We start from the raw sequence: 17,584 nt of genomic DNA on the forward strand, positions 1-17,584 counted from the left end.
CCGTCACCATGCCTCCGCCAGGCGACCGATTGCCGGCTTCACTGTTTCGATCGCCGCATCCTTCCAGCCCGGACGTCCCGCGCGCTGTCCCTTCTGGCGCAGCTTGCGCATGTCGCTGAGCCCTTCGATGTTGACGGCGGGGCCGGACCCGACCGCCTCGACCGGCCGGGGCGTCATCAGCGCGTCGAGCCGCGCCTGGCCGGAGAGGCCGAGCAGGTAGAATGTGCCCCCGTCCTTCTTGGCGAGCCAGGTCTCAATGTTCTGGTTGCCCTCGCCGTCGACCGAGATGTTGCGCACCATGCTGGCGCCGGTGAAGACGTTGCAGCAGGCGTGACTCGGCCCGTAATTGGTCACCGTCGCCGAGACGTCGCCGGTATAGAACACCACATAGGCATTGCTGACATTGGCATTGCCGACCTGGCTCATCGTGAACACGCCGCCCGGCTGGTAGAGCTGGAGCGTCGGCCAATTGGACGGCGCCGGCGTGCGGTTGTTCAGGAGTATCTGCTGGGTGGCCGTGGTGAGCATGAGCTGGCCCGGCACGTAGCCGTTCAGGATCGAGACAGCCGGCGCATCGGTCCAGAAGGTCGCATCCACCACCCTGAACTGGTTGATGATGATGTGGTCTGGGTCGATCGAGACGTCGGCGGACTTCGCGACGCCGCCGTTATAGCCGGTGATGTTCATGACCAGCGGGATTGCCGGCGTCGAGCGGATCTGCTCGCCCTTGACGTTGATCGTATCCGCCGCGAGGTCGAGCTCCTTCACGACGCTGACCCAGCCGATGGTCAGGTCACCCGGCGAGGTCATCTTGATGGTCTTGCCGCTGATCCTGTCGAGCGAGACCGGGCCCGCCGAGACGAAATGCGTGTCGCCGTTGGCGGAGATCGATCCGCCGCGGATCGCACCCGTATCGGAGCGCAGGTCGATGTCGCCGAAATCGCCCGGGATACCGGTCGTGGTAAGCTGGCTGAAGACGATGTCGTTCACGGCGTGCAGGGTCTGCGTGCGGCCGCTGACAGCGGTGCCGACGGTGATCGCTCCGGCCGTCGCGGTGACGTCGAGCGTGCCGCCGACATTGAGATTGTCCCAGTGAACGACCGTGCCGCTGAGGACTGCATTGCCGGTCGAGGCCGTGAGGTTATGGCCGGTATTGGTGCCCGCCGCGATCAGCCGCGCCGAGCCATGGGCCGAAACCGAACCCTGTGTCGGCACGCCGCCCGAGATCACCGTCTGCGCGAGGATGAAGCCGTTGTCGGCGGTGACGTTGATGTTGCCGACGTCGCCGGCGATGCCGGTCGCCGTCAGTGCGTTGAAGGTGACATTGTCGCGGGCATGAGTGGTCTGCGTGCCGCCGCTCTGCGCGGTCTGGAAGATGATGCTGCCCTGGCTCGCCGTCGCAGCCAGCGTCGTTCCGACACTGAGCGCGTTCCAATCGATCGGGCCGCCGTTGGCCGTCAGCAGCCCCGAGCCGGTCGAGGCCGCGAGCGTGTTGCCGGTGATGGTCGTGGCGGCCAGCAGCGTCGCCGAGCCATGGGCCGAAACCGAGCCCAGCGTGGTCGCGCCGCCCGAGATCACCGTCTGCGCCAGGATGAAGCCGCTGTCGGCGGTGACGTTGATGTTGCCGACGTCGCCGCTGTTGCCGGTTGCCGCGAGCGATTTGAACGTCACATTCTGGGTCGCGTGGATCGTCTGCGAGCCGCTGCTATAGGCGGTGCCGATGACGATGCTACCGTTGTTCGCGACCGCGCTGAACCTGCCGCTCGCACCGGTTGCCGTGCCCGCCAGCACCTGATCGAGCGTCAGGCCACCGGTGCCGATGATGTCCACGCTGCCCTTCACTGCCGACAACAGGCTCGCCTCGGTGTCGGTGAGAACCTTGACGTAGATGTCGCCGGCGCTCGTACGCGCCGACAGCCGCGCGGCACTGAGAATGAACCGGCTGGTCGCGTTGCCGATGCCGTTCGATGCGCTCAGCGACACCTCGGCGCCCGCGCCGGAGGCGACGAACTTGGTCCGGCCGTCGCCATTGTCGACGATCGCGCCGAGCGAGGCGACGCCGCCGGCGGTGACGATGATCGAGGGCGCGTTCGATGCTGCCGCGTAGGACAGCGACGAGTTCAGCTGGCCGATCGTCGCATCGCCCGTGGTGGTCACCGAGATCAGTCCGGCCGCGTAGATGGCCGAATAGGCGCCCATCGACAGCGTCGCCGCGACGAGCGTAACACCATCGGAGCTGCTGGTCGCAACCACCGGCGCCGCGCTGGTGCCGGCCGCAAAGGTCATGCCGCGGTTGGCGAGCAGCTGCATCAGACCGCCGCTGGTGATGCTGGTGTTGATGGTGAGCGCACCGCGCGCCACGTTCAGCGTCAGCGCACCGCCGGCCGTCAGCGCCCCATAGGGGCCGCTCGTGCCGACCGCGAGATCGCCGGTCACGGCGAGGATGCTGAGATCGCCGACCGACGAGCCGGTCACCGCGCCGGAGACGTTCACCTGCAGCGGCTGGAAGGTTGACCCGTTGAAGCCAATGCTGCCGCCGGCGCGCAGATCGAGGTCGGTGCCAAGGATGTGGATCGCAGAGCGGTCCGTGAAGCCCGCCTCGGCGTAGATGCTGCCGGTCGCGGCGAGCTGGATCGCATTGCCGGCAGCGATGTTGCCGAGGATGAGATCGCCGGTGGTCTGCCTCACATAGATGCCCTGTGCCGACGAGACCTGATCGAGCTGATCGTTGCCAGGGTCGGCAAACGCGATCTGGAGCGCGTTGGCGTTGGCCGCGGGATTGCTTCCGGCGGCCCCGGGGGCGCCGACATTGCCGCGCTCGGCGATCAGGGTCAGGTTGGCGATATCGCCCGAGATCACGGCCCCGCCCGCATTGGCGGAAATGCTGTTCACGGCGTCGAGCTTGACGTCGCCGCGGCCGGTCACCTCGATGCCGTTGGCCTGCGCGGCCGTGATCGGGCCGTAGCTCGCGGTGACGCCGCCGAGCGCGAGGCTGTTCTTGCTGCCGAGATAGATGTTGGTCAGCGCCTTGGCCGAGATCGCGATCGGATTGTCGACCACGACGAGGTTCTGCTGCGACAGGCTGACCGTATAGGTCGTGACGTGGGTCGTCGGATTCGTGACCGCGCCGACGGTGAGCTGGCCGGGACCGGCCGTCGCGAGCAAGCCCCTCTGCTCCGGCGTCAGCGACGAGGAATCGACGCTGGTGAAGGTGAAGGTCTGGGGCGCGGCCGAATTGCCGACCGAGCCGCGCGGCGCGTAGAGCATGATCTGGTTGGCGCTGACATTGGCGATGACGTTGTCGTCGATCGGCGGCGGCGCGGCACCGACGGCCGACGACGACACGGTGTAAGCGAGCTGGCTCTGGGTCCACTGCGAGCCGGCGGTGATGATGCCGTAGACCCGTTCGGTCGACGCGAGCGTATAGGTGTAGCTCGCATTGTAGGCGTTCAGCGCCGTCTGCAGCGCCGTATTGCTCGGCATGCGCTGATCGGCCGTCGAGACGCCCTCGAACAGCTTGGTGAACAGGGTCGACGACAGCGAGCTGCCGAACAGCGTCCCCAGCGGATCCGTGGGCGCGCTGCCGAGCAAGGTCGTCAGCGAGCTCCTGAGCTGGTCGGTCGTGATCTGGCCGAGCAGGAACTGATCCCGCAGGAACCGCGTCGTGGCCTCGGTCTTCATCTGCGTCGCCGTGACGCTGGCGGGATCGATGCCGAGCTTGGCCGCCACCTGCGCCCGCAGCACCGTCTGCCCCACCGAGGTCGGAGCGTAGGTGCTGCCGTTCGGGAATGCGATGTTCTTGAGCTGGAAGTAGTCGTTGTAGGCCGAGGTCACCATGGACTGGTAGCTGTTGACGGCGTTGGTGGCGGCGTTGCCGCTGAGCAGGTCAAGGCTGGCCCAGACGCCCTGCAGATGCTGGCTCTGCGCCGGGGTGAGACCGACCGCCGCCCGGCCGTTGAGGATGCTGGCCTGGTTGCCGTCCGAGCCGGCGGCTTCGAGGAAGACCGGGCCGCCGGTCGACTGCACCGTGCCGAGGCGCAGATCGCCCTTGGACTGGACGATGTAGGTGCCGGTGGCCGAAGCGCTGTCGAGAACACCGCCATCGACGGTGCCGTCGGTCTGCGTGGTGCCCGTCGCCTGGATCACCAGGGGGTTGATGTTGGTCAGCGTGGACGCGCCGTTGACGACGGCGCTGGTCGCGCCGATCGCGCCGGCACTGGAGTTGATCTCGACATTCTTGCCGATCACGACCGGGGTGGCGACGTTGTAAGCGGCCGCCGAGTTGATGTCGCCGGTCGCGGAGATGAAGACGCTGCCCTGCGGCGCGCGGCCGGAGACGCCCGAATTGACGGCGACTTGGTTGATCGAGAGCGAGCCGACCGCCGCGATCGCGATGTCGCGATCGATCGAGGTGGCGGTCAGGTTGCCGCCGTAGACCTGCACCTGGACGGGAACACCGTTTGCGCCGATCGAACCAATGCCGCCATCGGCCCGCAGCGTCACGTTCTTGCCCGAGATCATCGGGTTGTTCGCATTCGCCCCGGACGTGATGGCCGAATTGGCGCCGGTGGCGATCACCGTCGTCGACCCCGAAAGATTGTTGATCGGCCCGTTGATGACGATGCCGGAGTTCGAGCTGACATTGACCGTGCTCGCACCGCCGCCGCTGAACTGGATGTTGATCGGGTTCGACGCCTTGACCGTGTTGGTCAGCGTCAACGTCAGGTGATCGTAGATCTGCTGAAACCAGTCGAAATGAGCGTCCGCGCCACAGCACTTGCCAGCCCCGGTGTTGTAGCCAGCGTTATGATAGCTGCCGGTCGCCGTGACCACTTCCTGGAAGTTCGCAGTCTGCAATTGGCCGGTGTTGCCGCCCCCGCCCGTGGCCTGCATCACGTTCTCGACCAGGTTGATGGTGCGCGTCCAATTCTCTCCGGTCGCCGGATTCGGCGTGTAGTGCCAGCCATAGTCGAACTGCGTGCTGGTCACCGGACGATCGAGCGTCGCCGTGTCGACCCACTGGTAGTACATGTTGGGCTTCACGGTGTACTGGATGCCCGCTGTGCCGCTCATGCCGGCCAGCATCGAGCCGGTGTACGCGCTCGCGTTGACGCCGGCCGTCCGGTACATCGACACCTGCTGACTGCCCGCAGCGGAGGGATTGTAGACGTACCAGGTCGTCTGCTGCTGGAGCTGATCGACGATCTGGATCACGCTGGGCGCGCTGACGCCCGTGTTGATGGTGTTGGTGACGAGCTGGAGCCCGGTCGTATTGTTGACCGTGATCGAGCCGGCACCGCCCTTGACTGCGATCGTGCCCTGAGGCGTGCCGTCGGTCGAGGTCGAGATGATCTTGCCGTTCAGATAAACGTAGCCGCCCGAGCCCTGCACCACGCCATTGACGAGGATCTGGTCGGTCAGCGCGTTGTACCGCACTCCGATTTTGATATCGCTGCTCACCAGCGGCGCGGCGGCGGCCGTGATGTCGTAATAGCTGCCGTTCCGCGCGTTGGCCTGCGCCTGGGCGAAGGCCGCGCTGTTGCCCTTGAGGTCGTTGATGGCGGACAACGCGCCGCTGCCGATGTCGATCGAGTAATTGCTGCTCGTGCCGCTCTGGATCAGGCCGTTGACGTTGATGACACCCGCCGAGATGATGATCGCCTGTCCGAGGATGAAGGGCGCGTTCGCGGGATTCTGGTATCCCGAGGGCGTGGTTGAGGCCCAGTTCGTGATGGCGTTGGTGTTCGCGGTCCTCGGCGTGATCACATCATTCTGGATATTGACGACCTGGAAATAGGTTCCGCAACCATCACAATTGAACGGTGAGTAATACGTGTAGGTGCGGGTCGAGGTCGAACCGTCGGGGTTAGTAATAGTCACGTCGCGGGTTGTGTTGCTGAAGACGCCCTGGCCGGCATAGGTGTTGCGCTCCCACGGCGCGGTGACGATCGGTTGGACCGTCGGCCCTTCCATCGCCGCGAGCGTGGCGGTGCTGCCCACGCTGCCGCCGCCTCCGTTGGGCGTGCCGTTACCCGTCGGCAGGAAAATCGCCGAATAGAGCGACAGGCCGTCGTAATAGGTCATCAGCATGCGCGCGGTGAAGACCGTGCTGTTGGCGGCCGTTTGCTGAACGCCCGTGTTGCCGTCGACGCAGCAGTAGTAGAAATACGGGTGATTGCCGCCCGCGCCGATATGCGGGCTGTAGGCGTAATCGCCATAGGCCCCGAGGAAGGTCGCCGCTGCCATCACGGCCGTCAGCGTGTCGTTGCTCGCCGGCTTGTACTGGACGCCGGCCCATTGCGCGGTGACGTCGTGGTTGGAATTGTAGAAGCTGCCGATGCCGCCGAGGAAGATGAACGAGCCGTTTGGCGCCACCATCTGGATGGTCGCGGCATTGAGCGACTGCGACGCCACGACGCTGCCGAGTTGGCTGGTAATCTTGAGCAGACCGTTCTCGTTGCTGACGATGCCATCGAAGTAGATGTCGGGCTTGCGGGTCAACTGGTTGCCGTTGTCGTCGACGCCAAGCCCGGTGCTGGGATCGACCCGGTTGTAGGTCGCTGAGATGTCGATGATCGGCGTTGCGCTCGGCGTGGCGGTGAAGGTCACGTTGGAGTGCGAATCCGGGTCGACATGGTCGATCTGTCGGTAGGTGATGTTGCCGCCGGTCACAGTGGTAACCGTGAGGTTCGCAAAGTCCATGAAATCGAGGCCGCGGTTCTCGACCTTGATCATGGGCGAGCCTCGCGCGATGACCGCTGGCGCCGAATGACCGGCGAGGCTGTTTCCGGTCAGCTTCTGCGCCAGGATCGAGACATTGCCTGCTGACGCCAGCATGTCGCCGAAGGCAAAGGCGTTGCCGCCGGCATCGGAGGTATATGGCGCCTGCTGGATCAACGCGTTGATCTGACGCTGGATGTCGCCGGTCGGATCGGCCCCGGACGGCGTCATTGTGGCGGGATGTGTGGACGTCGACGCCGCCAGCGCGGTCCGGATTTGCGTATCGGTCAGGCCGGTCAGCGTGCCGAGCTGGTTGACGATGTTCTGGTAGGGATTGAAGCCGCCGACGATCGTGTACTGGACCGTCTGGTGGTTCCAGCTCTTTACCGGGCTGAAATGATCGACGTCGGCGACGTATTCAAGCGTGGATGACAGCGACGAGTACGGGCTCGTCGTGCTCAGGGTCGGCGCGCTTGCACCGAGATCGATCGTGATGAGCACGTCGCTGTTGATGCCCGCCACCACAAGGCCGTTGAGCGCGACGTCGCCGGTTCCGCTGGTGTGGCTGTGGTTGTCGCTGTTCTTGGCGCTGAAGATGTCGAGGTACGGATTGTAGTTGCTGCCGTTGCCGGACGCGGTGACCTGCCCCTGCGTCGCGCCCAGATAGATGTCGCGCACGCCGAGCACGCGCGAGCCGTCGGCCAGCGTCAGGCTGCTGTCGCCGCCCGCATTGGCCGTGCCGCGGTAGAGGGTCGAGATCGGAATGGCGGTGTTGTTGTAGACGACCGTCGTCGCCGTCGCCTGGATGCTGCTGAAGGTGATGGTGTCGCCCGACATGCCGGCGAAGATGTTGATGTCGCGCCAGGCCTGGATCGTCGTACCGCCGTCGACGGTGACGTCCTGGTCGGCGTGGACCCAGGTGTTGGTGCTGGCACCGACGCCGGCGATCGCGCCGTAGAGACTGGCGTTGGCGTTGTTGGACGCGGCCATCTTCGCAGCCGTGCCGATGAAGATCTTGCCGACGCTGAACAGCTCCCGGGCATGGATGTTGACGGCGAGCGTGGCGTTCGCCGTCATGTTGGACACGGCGCCGCCGCCGGCGAAGAAGCTGGCCGTGGCGAGGCTCGCCGTGTCCCTGGTGTTCAGCGTGTTGTAGGCCTCGATGTCGATCACGCCCGTCGACGTGCGCGGGTCACCGTTGAGGCTCAGGATCGTCCCGGCGCCGATATTGGTGGTGACGGTCTGGGTGACATGGGAATCGCTCAGCGCAGCCGCCCCCGAGAACGAGCCGCCGGAGCCCGAACGCGCGCCGCCGCCGGCCTGGTTCACGATGTCGTTGGAGATGACGACGATATCGCCGCCATCCGTGTTGATGATCAGATGCGTTCCGATCTCGGCGGTGGTGGTCGAGGTGACGTCATTCTGCGCCTTGCCGGCGGAGACGCCGGCCGTGGACGCCTGGTAGGCGTCGCCGTTGGCCGCATAGTTGGTGGTGTGCGTGGCCTTGACGCTGAGGCCGCCGAAATAGAGCGTGTCGTCGGTCGTACCGCCGTCGAACCGCGCATTGGTGACCGCGGTCGAGCTGGTCGTGGCGACCGCCGCGGCGCCGGCGTAGGTGCCGCCCGCACCGACCGTCGCGTTGGAGACGTTGGTATCCTTGCCCGTGGCGGTGATCTGAAGGATGCCGGTGTAGTTGGCATGGTTCAGGGTATCCATGTCCGCGGGCGCGCCGAGATAGGCGTAGGTGTGCGCGTTCGAGGACGTCTGCGCGACGGTCGCACCCAGCGCCAGGAACCCGGTCGAAAGGCCGGTCGCTTCCGCATATTGGGCGCTGTCGTTCTCGGCGGCGATGACCACGTCGGCATTGGGAAGCCGGATCCCGACTCCGCCATAGGCGCTGACCGTCGCGTTTTCCGACGCCCTCGCCAAGCTGCCCTGCGCGCCAATCAGCGAGCCGCCGCCACCGGCGAGCGCCTTGGCGTAGGTCGTCGTGCCATAGATCGTCGTCGTGGTTCCGTCGGTGTTGGTCTGCGTACCGATGATTGGGACGAGCGCCATCGCGGTCACGCCCAGCGCGCCGCCCGAGAAGACGGTGTTGTCGCCGACATCGGCCGTTACGGTGGCTCCGACCGTCGACTGGGCGATCGCGACGCCGACCGCACCGCCACCCACCGAGACGCCGATTGCCTCGCTCGACAGATTGGGCGTGATCGATGCCGTCACCAGGGTGCCGACACCCGTCGCGGACGTGGTGATCGAGGAACCAGTGCCGATCTCGGCGGTCACGCTCGAATTTTCGTGCGCCTCAGCGTCCGCGCCGACGCCGGCGAGGATGCCGCCGCCGAGCGCCGTTGCGGTCGTCGACAACGTGCCGGCTCCAGCCGCGCCCACCGCCAGCGTCGAGGCATTGACCGTGGCGTTGTCCAGGACCTTCGCCGCGACCGAGCTCGACCGTCCGGCCGTCGCCACCGAGGCGCCGACCGCCGCGGCTCCGGCAGTGACGCCGCCCGTGAAGACGACCTGGGTCGTGGAGTCCTGCGCCATGACGGCGACGCCGGTGCCGCCCGTGCCGGTGACCTGGCCGCCGAGCTGGGCCGTCACGGTGTTGGCGACGTTGCCGAACGCCACCGCCGCCTGGGCGCCGAAGTAAAGCGCCGCGCCGCCCGCGATCGCCTCGGTGTCGATGGTCTTGCCGGCATAAGGTCCGGTGTTGGCATCCCTGACGACCGCTGCAACCGTCACGGACGGCGCGGACACGATCGCGCTCAGATTGGCGAGCACGCTGCTGTTGACGCTGGTGTAGCCGATGCCGGCACCGATGCCGACGTTTTTCGCAAAGCCGGCGCCGAGCAGGTACATCTTGGCCGCATTGGCGCTGGTGGCGCCCACATTGATCTGCGTGCCCGTGACGTTGCCGCCGGCGATCTGCGCGGTGACGCCGTCATTGCCGCCGGTGAGCACGCTGCTGACGTTGTAGGTCGACGTCACGTTGGCGCTGTTGGGATTGCCGGCCGTCCCGCTCGCGACGGCGTTGCTGCCCTGCGCGGTGTTCGTCCTCGCGTTCACCGCGGCGATCGTGCCGTTGCCATTCTGGTTGAGCTGGCCGGTCTGCTGCCCCTGCGTATCGGGGTCGGCGGTATTGGTGCCGATGATGATGACACCGACGGTCGCACCGATGCCGACGCTGCCGCCGATGCCGGCCGTCACGGCGTAGGACAGCACTTCCTTGGTGCTGAGCGCATTGACGTTGATCGCGCCGGACGAATTCAGATTGCTGTTGCGGCTTTCCGCGATGGTCTGGCTCTTGAAGACGATGACGTTGGCCGCGGCTCCGACGCCGACCCCTGCCCCGCTGGCGCCGACCGCGAGCGCGCCGGCGATCTCCTTGATCGCCACGTCCTCGTTGGCGTTGATGGTGACCGCACCGGCCGCACCGCCGGTCACCGATTGCAGCGTGGTGTCGTAGACGCCGGCGATGGTGGTGTTGTTGGCGATCTCGATATTCGCCATGCCAGCGATCGCGGCCGTTCCCGTCGAGAGCGCGCCGCCGATCGCATAGGCCTCGAAGCGGTTCTTGGTCTTGGCCTGGACGTCGAGCGCGCCGCTCAGGTTGAGCGCGGTCGTGTGCGGTGTCGTGCCGCCATGATAGGCGAATTCGTCGCCGACATAGGCCTCGGTCCGGTTCGAGGAGACCTGCACCAGGAAGGCCGCGCCGATCGCGGCCTGGCTGCCATAGGCGCCCGAGCCGTTCGCGGAGAAGATGCCGGTGTTGTTGTTGGCGTTCACCGTCAGCGATGCCGCCGTCAGCGCGCCGCCGTCGACATAGGCTTCCGTCGTTGCCTGGAACACGTTCAACCCAACCGAGCCGGTGTTGAACCCGACCGCGATCGAGGACGCATCCTGCTCGGCATTGGCTTTCACCGTGACCGCACCGACGGTCGGGCTCGACGACTGCACTCCTCCGACCGTGGCATTGGTGATGGTGGCGAAGGTGCTGCGCGACATCGTCGTGCTGATGACGGTGGCGCCGCCACCGCCATTGCCGGTGGGCGGCACGATGCCGGCGCCGAACGCGCCGGAGTAGGAGAAGCTCGACGCGGCGACCACGATCTTCGGCGCCAATGTCGACGAGGTCAGGCGCGTGTCGATGGCGGCGCTGTCGATATACGCTCTCGTCGCCCCGCTCATCACGTTTGTGATCGGGTTGATCATGATGGCGATGCCGCTGCTCGCGGCAAGCGAGGCGACGTTGGTCACCACGGCTTGGTGCGAGCTCGCGACGACGGCAAGGCCGCGCGCGGTGTCCTGGTTCTCCGAGAGATCAGGTGTCGTGTCCGTCGGGGCATGGGCGGCGCCGAGATCGAAAGCATGGACCAGCGTGCCGTTGTTGACCGCCAGCGTGTCGGTCGAGCTGGTTCCGAGCGCATCGACCTTGGTGTTCACCCCGCTGATATAGGCCGCCGTGGTCCCGGTGATCTGGTTGGTCACCAGCGAGCCGGCAATGCCAGCCGCACCCTTGCTGATCGACAAGGCGCCGGCGAACACGGCCGCCTTGTCGTTGTTGCCGGCGATCACGCCGACATTGTTGGTAGCGGTGACGTCGGCGCCGTTGATGCCGTTGGTGCCGGCCGCGGTGATGCTGGCGGTGACGTTGGTGCCCATCAGATTGGTGGCGACCGAGCCTGCCAACCCCACCTGCGAGGACATCGCGACGCCGACGGCAACCGTCGAGATGCTGGCGTTCGAGTTCGCACCGATCGCGACGTTGCCCGAGGCGGTCAGCTTGGAGCCGGTGACGCCGGCGCTGACAGTGTTGGCGATGCTGCTGTTGACGAGCGCCAGGCCCGCGGCGCTGCCTTGCGTCGAGGCGCCCGCGACCGCGGCGGTTCCGGTGATGCTGGAGTTATCCGTCGCGGTGACGGACACGTTCCTGGCCGTGACGCTCGATTGCGTCGTGCTCGACTGGCTGTTGCCGATGGCCGCCGAAACAGTGTTGGAGATGCTGCTGATCGTGGTGCCGCCGACGCCCGCGAACTGACCGGTCGCAAGACCAAAGCCGATCGTGACCGCCTGGATCTTCGAGGAATCGACCGCGCTCACGCTGACAGTGCCGTTGCTGCCGGCCGTCATCAGGACGTTGGCGATGGAGGCCGAATGCGTCGTTGCGATCGTGTTGTAGACGATCGAGGCGCCGACATTGTTCTTGCCGGCCTGGATCAGGCCCGCAACGGAAACGATGCTGGCGCCCGGACCGTTGCCCGTGCCGTCGTTGAGCGCAGCCGCGCTGAAGTCGATGCAATTCTGCCCGCCCGTGCCGCCGGCGACCGTGCAGGTATCCGAGGCGAGAAGATTGTTGTTCGACTTCTTGACGAGGTTGCCGAGCGCCGTATCCAGCGCCGACACGGCGCCGCTGTCCGCCAGCACCGTCACGCGGCCGACGTTGATGTTCACCGTCGCGCCGCTACTGATATAGGCCGTCGTGGTCGGCGTGATCTCGCTGACCACGACCGCGCCGGCAAGCCCGTTGGATCCCGCCCCGCCCGACGCCGCACCGGCCGCAATCACGCTGGCGCTGTCGGCCATCACCAGCAGGGTGTCGTAGTTCGAGATCGAGCTGCTGCGGATATGCGCGTCGGACGCGTTTCCGCCGGTGGGATCGCCGATCGAAGCATAGGTCAGCCCGATGCCCACGCCGGCCTGGCCGCCCGATATATAGAGCGAGCCGCCACCGATCGCGACGTTCGTGGTCTGGTAAGCATCGACCTCGAGCGCGCGGTTGACGCCGGAGGACTGCCCCGTGATCGTCGAGCTCTCGATATAGGCGTTGGCACTGTCGGTGATGATGCCGACGGAAGCCGACAGCGAGGCCGCGTTGGATTTCGATCCCGCAACGCCGATGGCGACGACGGTTTCCGAGCCGCCGTTGAGCGCCTGCACCGTCACCGAACTCTGGTTGTTCACGGTGGTGCCGTAGATATAGGCGAGCGTCGTATTGTTGGACATCGCCGCCGCGATGGCGCCGCCGATCGCAGCGCCCTGAGCGGACGCTCCGGCCAGGTTGAGCGCCGCAGAGCCCGAACCGTTGCTGAGAATGGTGTCGTTGAGCGCCTGGACGATCGTATTGGTCGTGACAGCGGTGGCCGTGGTGTACTTGTTGACCGTCGTGTTCCTAATATAGGCGCTGGTGCCGAGCGAGACGTCGCTCACCGAGGAGCTTCCGGCGAGATCGATGCTGAAGCCGTCGGTGCTCGATCCCGACGTCGAGCCGATCTTGCTCGCGGCCGTCGTAACGCCGGCGGCCCCTCCGGTCGCCCCGGCTCCGGCGGCGCCCGCCTTGTCGGAGAAGCTGGATGCGGCCGGCTCGGAGATCGATGCCGCGACGGCAGCCGCGGTGATGCGCCCCGAGGTGGTGGCGCTGATCGTGAGATTGTCGACATTGACCGCGCCGCTCCCGCCGCTCGTGCCGGCGAACGGATCGTTGAAGCTGAACACGCCTGGGCGGATGTCGGAATGGTTGTCGCCGATATAGGCGGCGGTGTCGGTATTGGCTCCGAGATAAGCCACCGACAATCCGACTGCGGAGCCGCCGCCTCCATTCCGGCTCATCGCCCCGGACAGTGTCACCACCGACAGATCCTGCTGCGCCAGGATGCCCACGGTCGGAGCATAGACGGTGGCCTGGCTCGAGATCGACGCATGCGTCGTGTTGTTCAGGAAGCCGAGCGAGGTAATGCCGTTCAGCGCCAGCGCGCCCGCGGCCTTGCCGGACGACGGCGCAACGGCGACGAACTGGTCAGAGGTGATCGCGTTGACGGCGATATCGTCCGCCGCCCGGAGCGTCGCGCGGTCCGAAACGCCGGCAATGGTGTTGGTGTTGAACTGGACGAGATTGAGCGCACCGCCGACAGAGGAGCCGCCCGAGGTGTTGCCGGTCAGGAAGCCGAGCGTGCCGACATTGCCGGCAGCGTCGATCGACGCCGTGGTCGTGGTTGCCGCCACCTGGATGCTGGCGTTGTAGGTGTGGACGTCACCATTGTCCATCCCGGCCGCCCAGCTGCTGCCGCAGGTCGCGCTCGTGCAGGTCGCCGTCAAACTGGCGCTACCTGCGACCCACGCCGTCGTGTTGTTGTTCACGACGAAATGGTTCAGCGAACCGGCGATGCCGATCGTGTCGCCGGCGTCCGCCGTCGCATTGGCGTAGCTGGTCAGAATGTTGCCGCCGACGCCTAGACTGCCGTTGAGGTGGCTCAGAGTCGCACCTAACCCATCCCATTTCAGCCAGGTGTTGGTGATGGGCTGTTCAGTGGTGGCATCGACGGCGATGTTCGCCGCGTTGATCAGCGTACCGCTGCCGACATAGGCGTTCGAATTGTGGGTGAAATTGCCCCAGGCGACCGCCGCGCTGATGGCCGTGCTCTCGCCGGACACCACGTCCTTGGTGATCGCGCTGGCCGTCGCATTGCTGCGAACGCCGCGATCGATGACGTTGCTGGCGACGGCGACGTTGCCGCTGGCATAGATGCTCGGCGCGCCGCCGCTCGGATTCTGCGCGATCGCAGCGGTCGCGCTCTGGGTGCTGTTGGCCAGCGAGAGCGCACCTGCGGCCTTGAAATTGAAGTTCAGCGGCACCAGCGAGGACATGTGGTCCTGGATGATCGACGTCGGCGCGGTGACGGCGCGCAATCCTCTCTCGATCGCCGCGATCAGCGCCGGCAGGCCGGCGATGGACGACGCCATCGTGGAATTGCTGGTCGTGTCGGACGTCGCCTCGACCAGAACGGAACCGTTCATCCGGTTGGCGGTATCGGTTCCGAGCGATGCGCCGAGCGTCGCGGTCACTGACGTCGTGATGTCGCTGATGGCGAACGCACCGCCGACGGCGCCGCTCGCCCCTAATCCGGGTGCCGCAACCGACGTTGCGCTGGTCGAGAAGGAATTGTTGTTGATCGCGCGCACCTTCAGCGTGCTGCCGCTCGTGTTCACCGTGCCGGCTGCGATATGCGCGCCGCTCTCGACGTTCGCGACCGTCGTCACCGATCCCTTGGAATAGGCCACCGTCGGGACGATCTGCGCGCTCGTCGATGCCGCGAGGGCAGAGACGGCGATGGTGGCGTCGTTCAGCGCCTTGATCTCGAGGTTGCCGCCGGCATTGATCGTCGCACCCGAGGCGACGTTGGTCGTGGCGATGCCGTCGATCTTGCCGACGACCACGCCGGCCGCAACCGGCGTGAGGCTGCCGAGCAAGGTGGACGCGATCGCCGGGTCCGAGGCGGTTTCCGATGCATGCGCTGAAATGGTGACATCGCCACGGCCGTTGATGTCGGCATGGCTGTTGATGTTGATGGTCGCGGTGGCGCTTGCGGCGACATAGCCGCCATTGAGGCCCAGCAGCGAGCCGGCAAGCGTCGAGCCGACGAGCGCCAGGGCCCCGACTGGCGAACCGTCGAGGAAACTCGATACGGCGGTCGAGGTCGCGGTGATCGAGACGGTGCCCCCGGTGATCTTGCCGTCGACAATGATCGCGGTCGCCGCGGTGGCCTGGCCGGACAGCTTGATATCGCTCGCCGTTGCTCTCAGCGTCACATTGCCGTCGGTATAGGTGGTCCCGCCGAAATTGACCGACTGGGCCAGGATCTGCGCGCCATTCCTGATCTCTATGTTCGGCGCGTCGATGATGACGTTGTTGGCGTTCCCGGTCGAATGGCCGGAGCTATCGAGCCGGCGGGCGTCGATCACCGCATGCGCGGCAAGCGTGATCGAATTGTCCGCCTGGATGAGGTAGTCGGCGCCGGCACTGAGCCCGGCCAGCGCGTTCGCGATCGAGCTGTTCGACAGGGTCACGCCGGTGTCGCCCTGGCTGGCGTCGCCGACCACCAGGTCGATCGGGTCGAACAGCAGCGTGCCGGCCTTGCCGTTCGGCGCGGTAAGGTTGACGGAAACGCCGCGGCCGACATCGATGATGCCGTTCGCGCTGAAATCGACCAGGCCCGCATTGCCCGTCTTCGCGCTGGCGTTGAACCTGGCCCCGCCCGCCACGGTCAGGTTCTGCGCCGCCTTCAGGCGGATCTCGCCGGCATCGCCGGACTTGCTCGCGATATTCAGCCTGGCGTTCCTGCCGATATCGATGTTGTTGCCGGCCTGCACCGTGATGTTGCTCGGCATCGTGGTCTTGCTGCGCGCGGTCAGCCGGCCGTTGACCCTGGCGTTGTTGACGGCACCGATATGGATCGAGCCGTTGCTCACCGTGATGGCGCTGGCGCTGCGCAGGCCCTTGGAGTTGACCGAGGCCGCGAACTTGGCGGCATGGTCGAGATTGGCGATGTCGCGCTGGCTGGCGCCGCCAACATAGACGTTCTGCCCGGTCAGGCGCACGCCGTCCTGAGCGTTGATCCGGCCGTAGATGCGGATGTTGCCATCCGGCGAGACCGGGAACGAGCCAGCCATCAGATTACCGACGGCCGTGCCGTTGATCGCGCCTCCGGGACCGATCAGGCTGTCGGTGAACTCGCGCGTCGGCGTCGAGACGTTGAGGCTGCCGACATTGACCACGCCGCTGCGGCCGACCACGAACCCCTTGGGATCGGCGAAGTAGACGTTACCGCCGATCGCGCCGTTCATGTAGGAATTCAGCGTGCCGTTGATGTAGACTGGCGCGTCGCGAACGATGTTGACGAGGTTTTGCGTGCCGGTCGGCAGTTGCAGATTGACGGTGTTGCCCTGCCCGACGCTGAACTGCGAGAACGAGTTGAAGGCATTGTTGCCCGAGACCGTCGACGTCGTGACATTGGTGACGCTGCCGGAGGTCTGAAGGCTGGTTCCAGTCCGTCCGTCGGGAACGATGACGTTCGCGGTCTGCGCCTGAACGCGGACGCTGTACACCGGCAGGAAGACCATCTGCATCGCGCAGAGCAGCGACATCGAGCGGAACTGCGCAAGTCCGCGCAGGCCCCGTTCGTCAGTGTCTCGCCTCGCAGATAGCCCGCGCATTTCAGATCCTCTTCATCGGCATTGGCGCCGATCCACGACCGGGTGGGAGAATGTCGCGATGGTCCGCCATCAGAACTGGCCGGGCGGAAGCTTGAAGATGTCGGGGCTCTTGGCGTCGGCGACGTAGAACAGCAGCAGGCTGGTCGGCGTCAGCACGCGGTTGTTCTCCTTGGTCTCGAACGTGCCCTGGAGCAGCAGGATCACCGAGCGATCCTTGGCGTCGCTGCCGCGGAACATGACGATGCCGCCGGCGACGGGCATGTTGACCGCGATGGAGTCGGGCTTGAAGCCCTCGCCCATGAAATGGGCGCGCAGGATGTTGGCGTTGGAGAACAGCTTCTCCGGCGTCATCGCGGTGTCGGTCCCCTTCGACCAGACCGCGCCGACCTGGATCAGCGACTTCGACTTGTAGCCGAGCACGTAGGAGAGCTCGGCGGTGCCGCCGTTCGGCAGCAGCTCCGGAACGGACAGCAGAATGCTGTGCGTCAGCTCGGACGCGTTGTCCTGTGACCTGATGGCGTCGGGCTTGGCGTTGAAATCCTTGGTCATCGCCGCGCGCACGTCGGCCTCGTTCATGCCGAACTTGGCCGAGCGGAAGCCATCGATCGCCTTGATCTTGTCGTCGGCGACTGGCGTCTCGGCTGCAACCGCAGATGTCGCACCGGCAGCAACCGGCGTTCCGGCAGCACTGGCCTTGGGCGCCGGCGCCGCCTTCTGCTTCGGCACGGCGCCCTGGGCCGCGACCGGCCCGACTGCAACGGAGGTGAGCAGGCCGACGAGGGCCGGAATGAGATAGATTCTGCGCATCGAAAACCTTCGAAAAACCTGAAACAACGCTTCAAAAATCAGCAGCAGCGAAACCGGCTTCCCCGAGCCG

Annotated in this window: 2 protein-coding genes; both read right to left on the bottom strand. The window is 66.0% G+C overall.

Annotated elements, in window-relative coordinates:
* Window positions 1–3: 3 nt before the first annotated feature.
* Window positions 4–16,707: a leukotoxin LktA family filamentous adhesin gene (locus tag ACNJYA_RS25035; protein ID WP_439400890.1), complete on the bottom strand. Its 16,704-nt coding sequence runs from the start codon at window positions 16,705–16,707 to the stop codon at window positions 4–6.
* Between the two features lie 69 nt (window positions 16,708–16,776).
* Complete coding sequence (locus ACNJYA_RS25040) at window positions 16,777–17,514, bottom strand: hypothetical protein (RefSeq protein ID WP_271511377.1); 738 nt, start codon at window positions 17,512–17,514, stop codon at window positions 16,777–16,779.
* Window positions 17,515–17,584 lie beyond the last annotated feature (70 nt).

Origin of the sequence: Bradyrhizobium sp. BLXBL-01 (genome assembly GCF_051853025.1) — a bacterium.
GTDB lineage: Bacteria > Pseudomonadota > Alphaproteobacteria > Rhizobiales > Xanthobacteraceae > Bradyrhizobium.

Excerpts from the sequence above, each read along its gene's own strand:
- ACNJYA_RS25035 (WP_439400890.1), bottom strand. The coding sequence starts at position 16,707 with ATGCGCGGGCTATCTGCGAGGCGAGACACTGACGAACGGGGCCTGCGC.
- ACNJYA_RS25040 (WP_271511377.1), bottom strand. The coding sequence starts at position 17,514 with ATGCGCAGAATCTATCTCATTCCGGCCCTCGTCGGCCTGCTCACCTCC.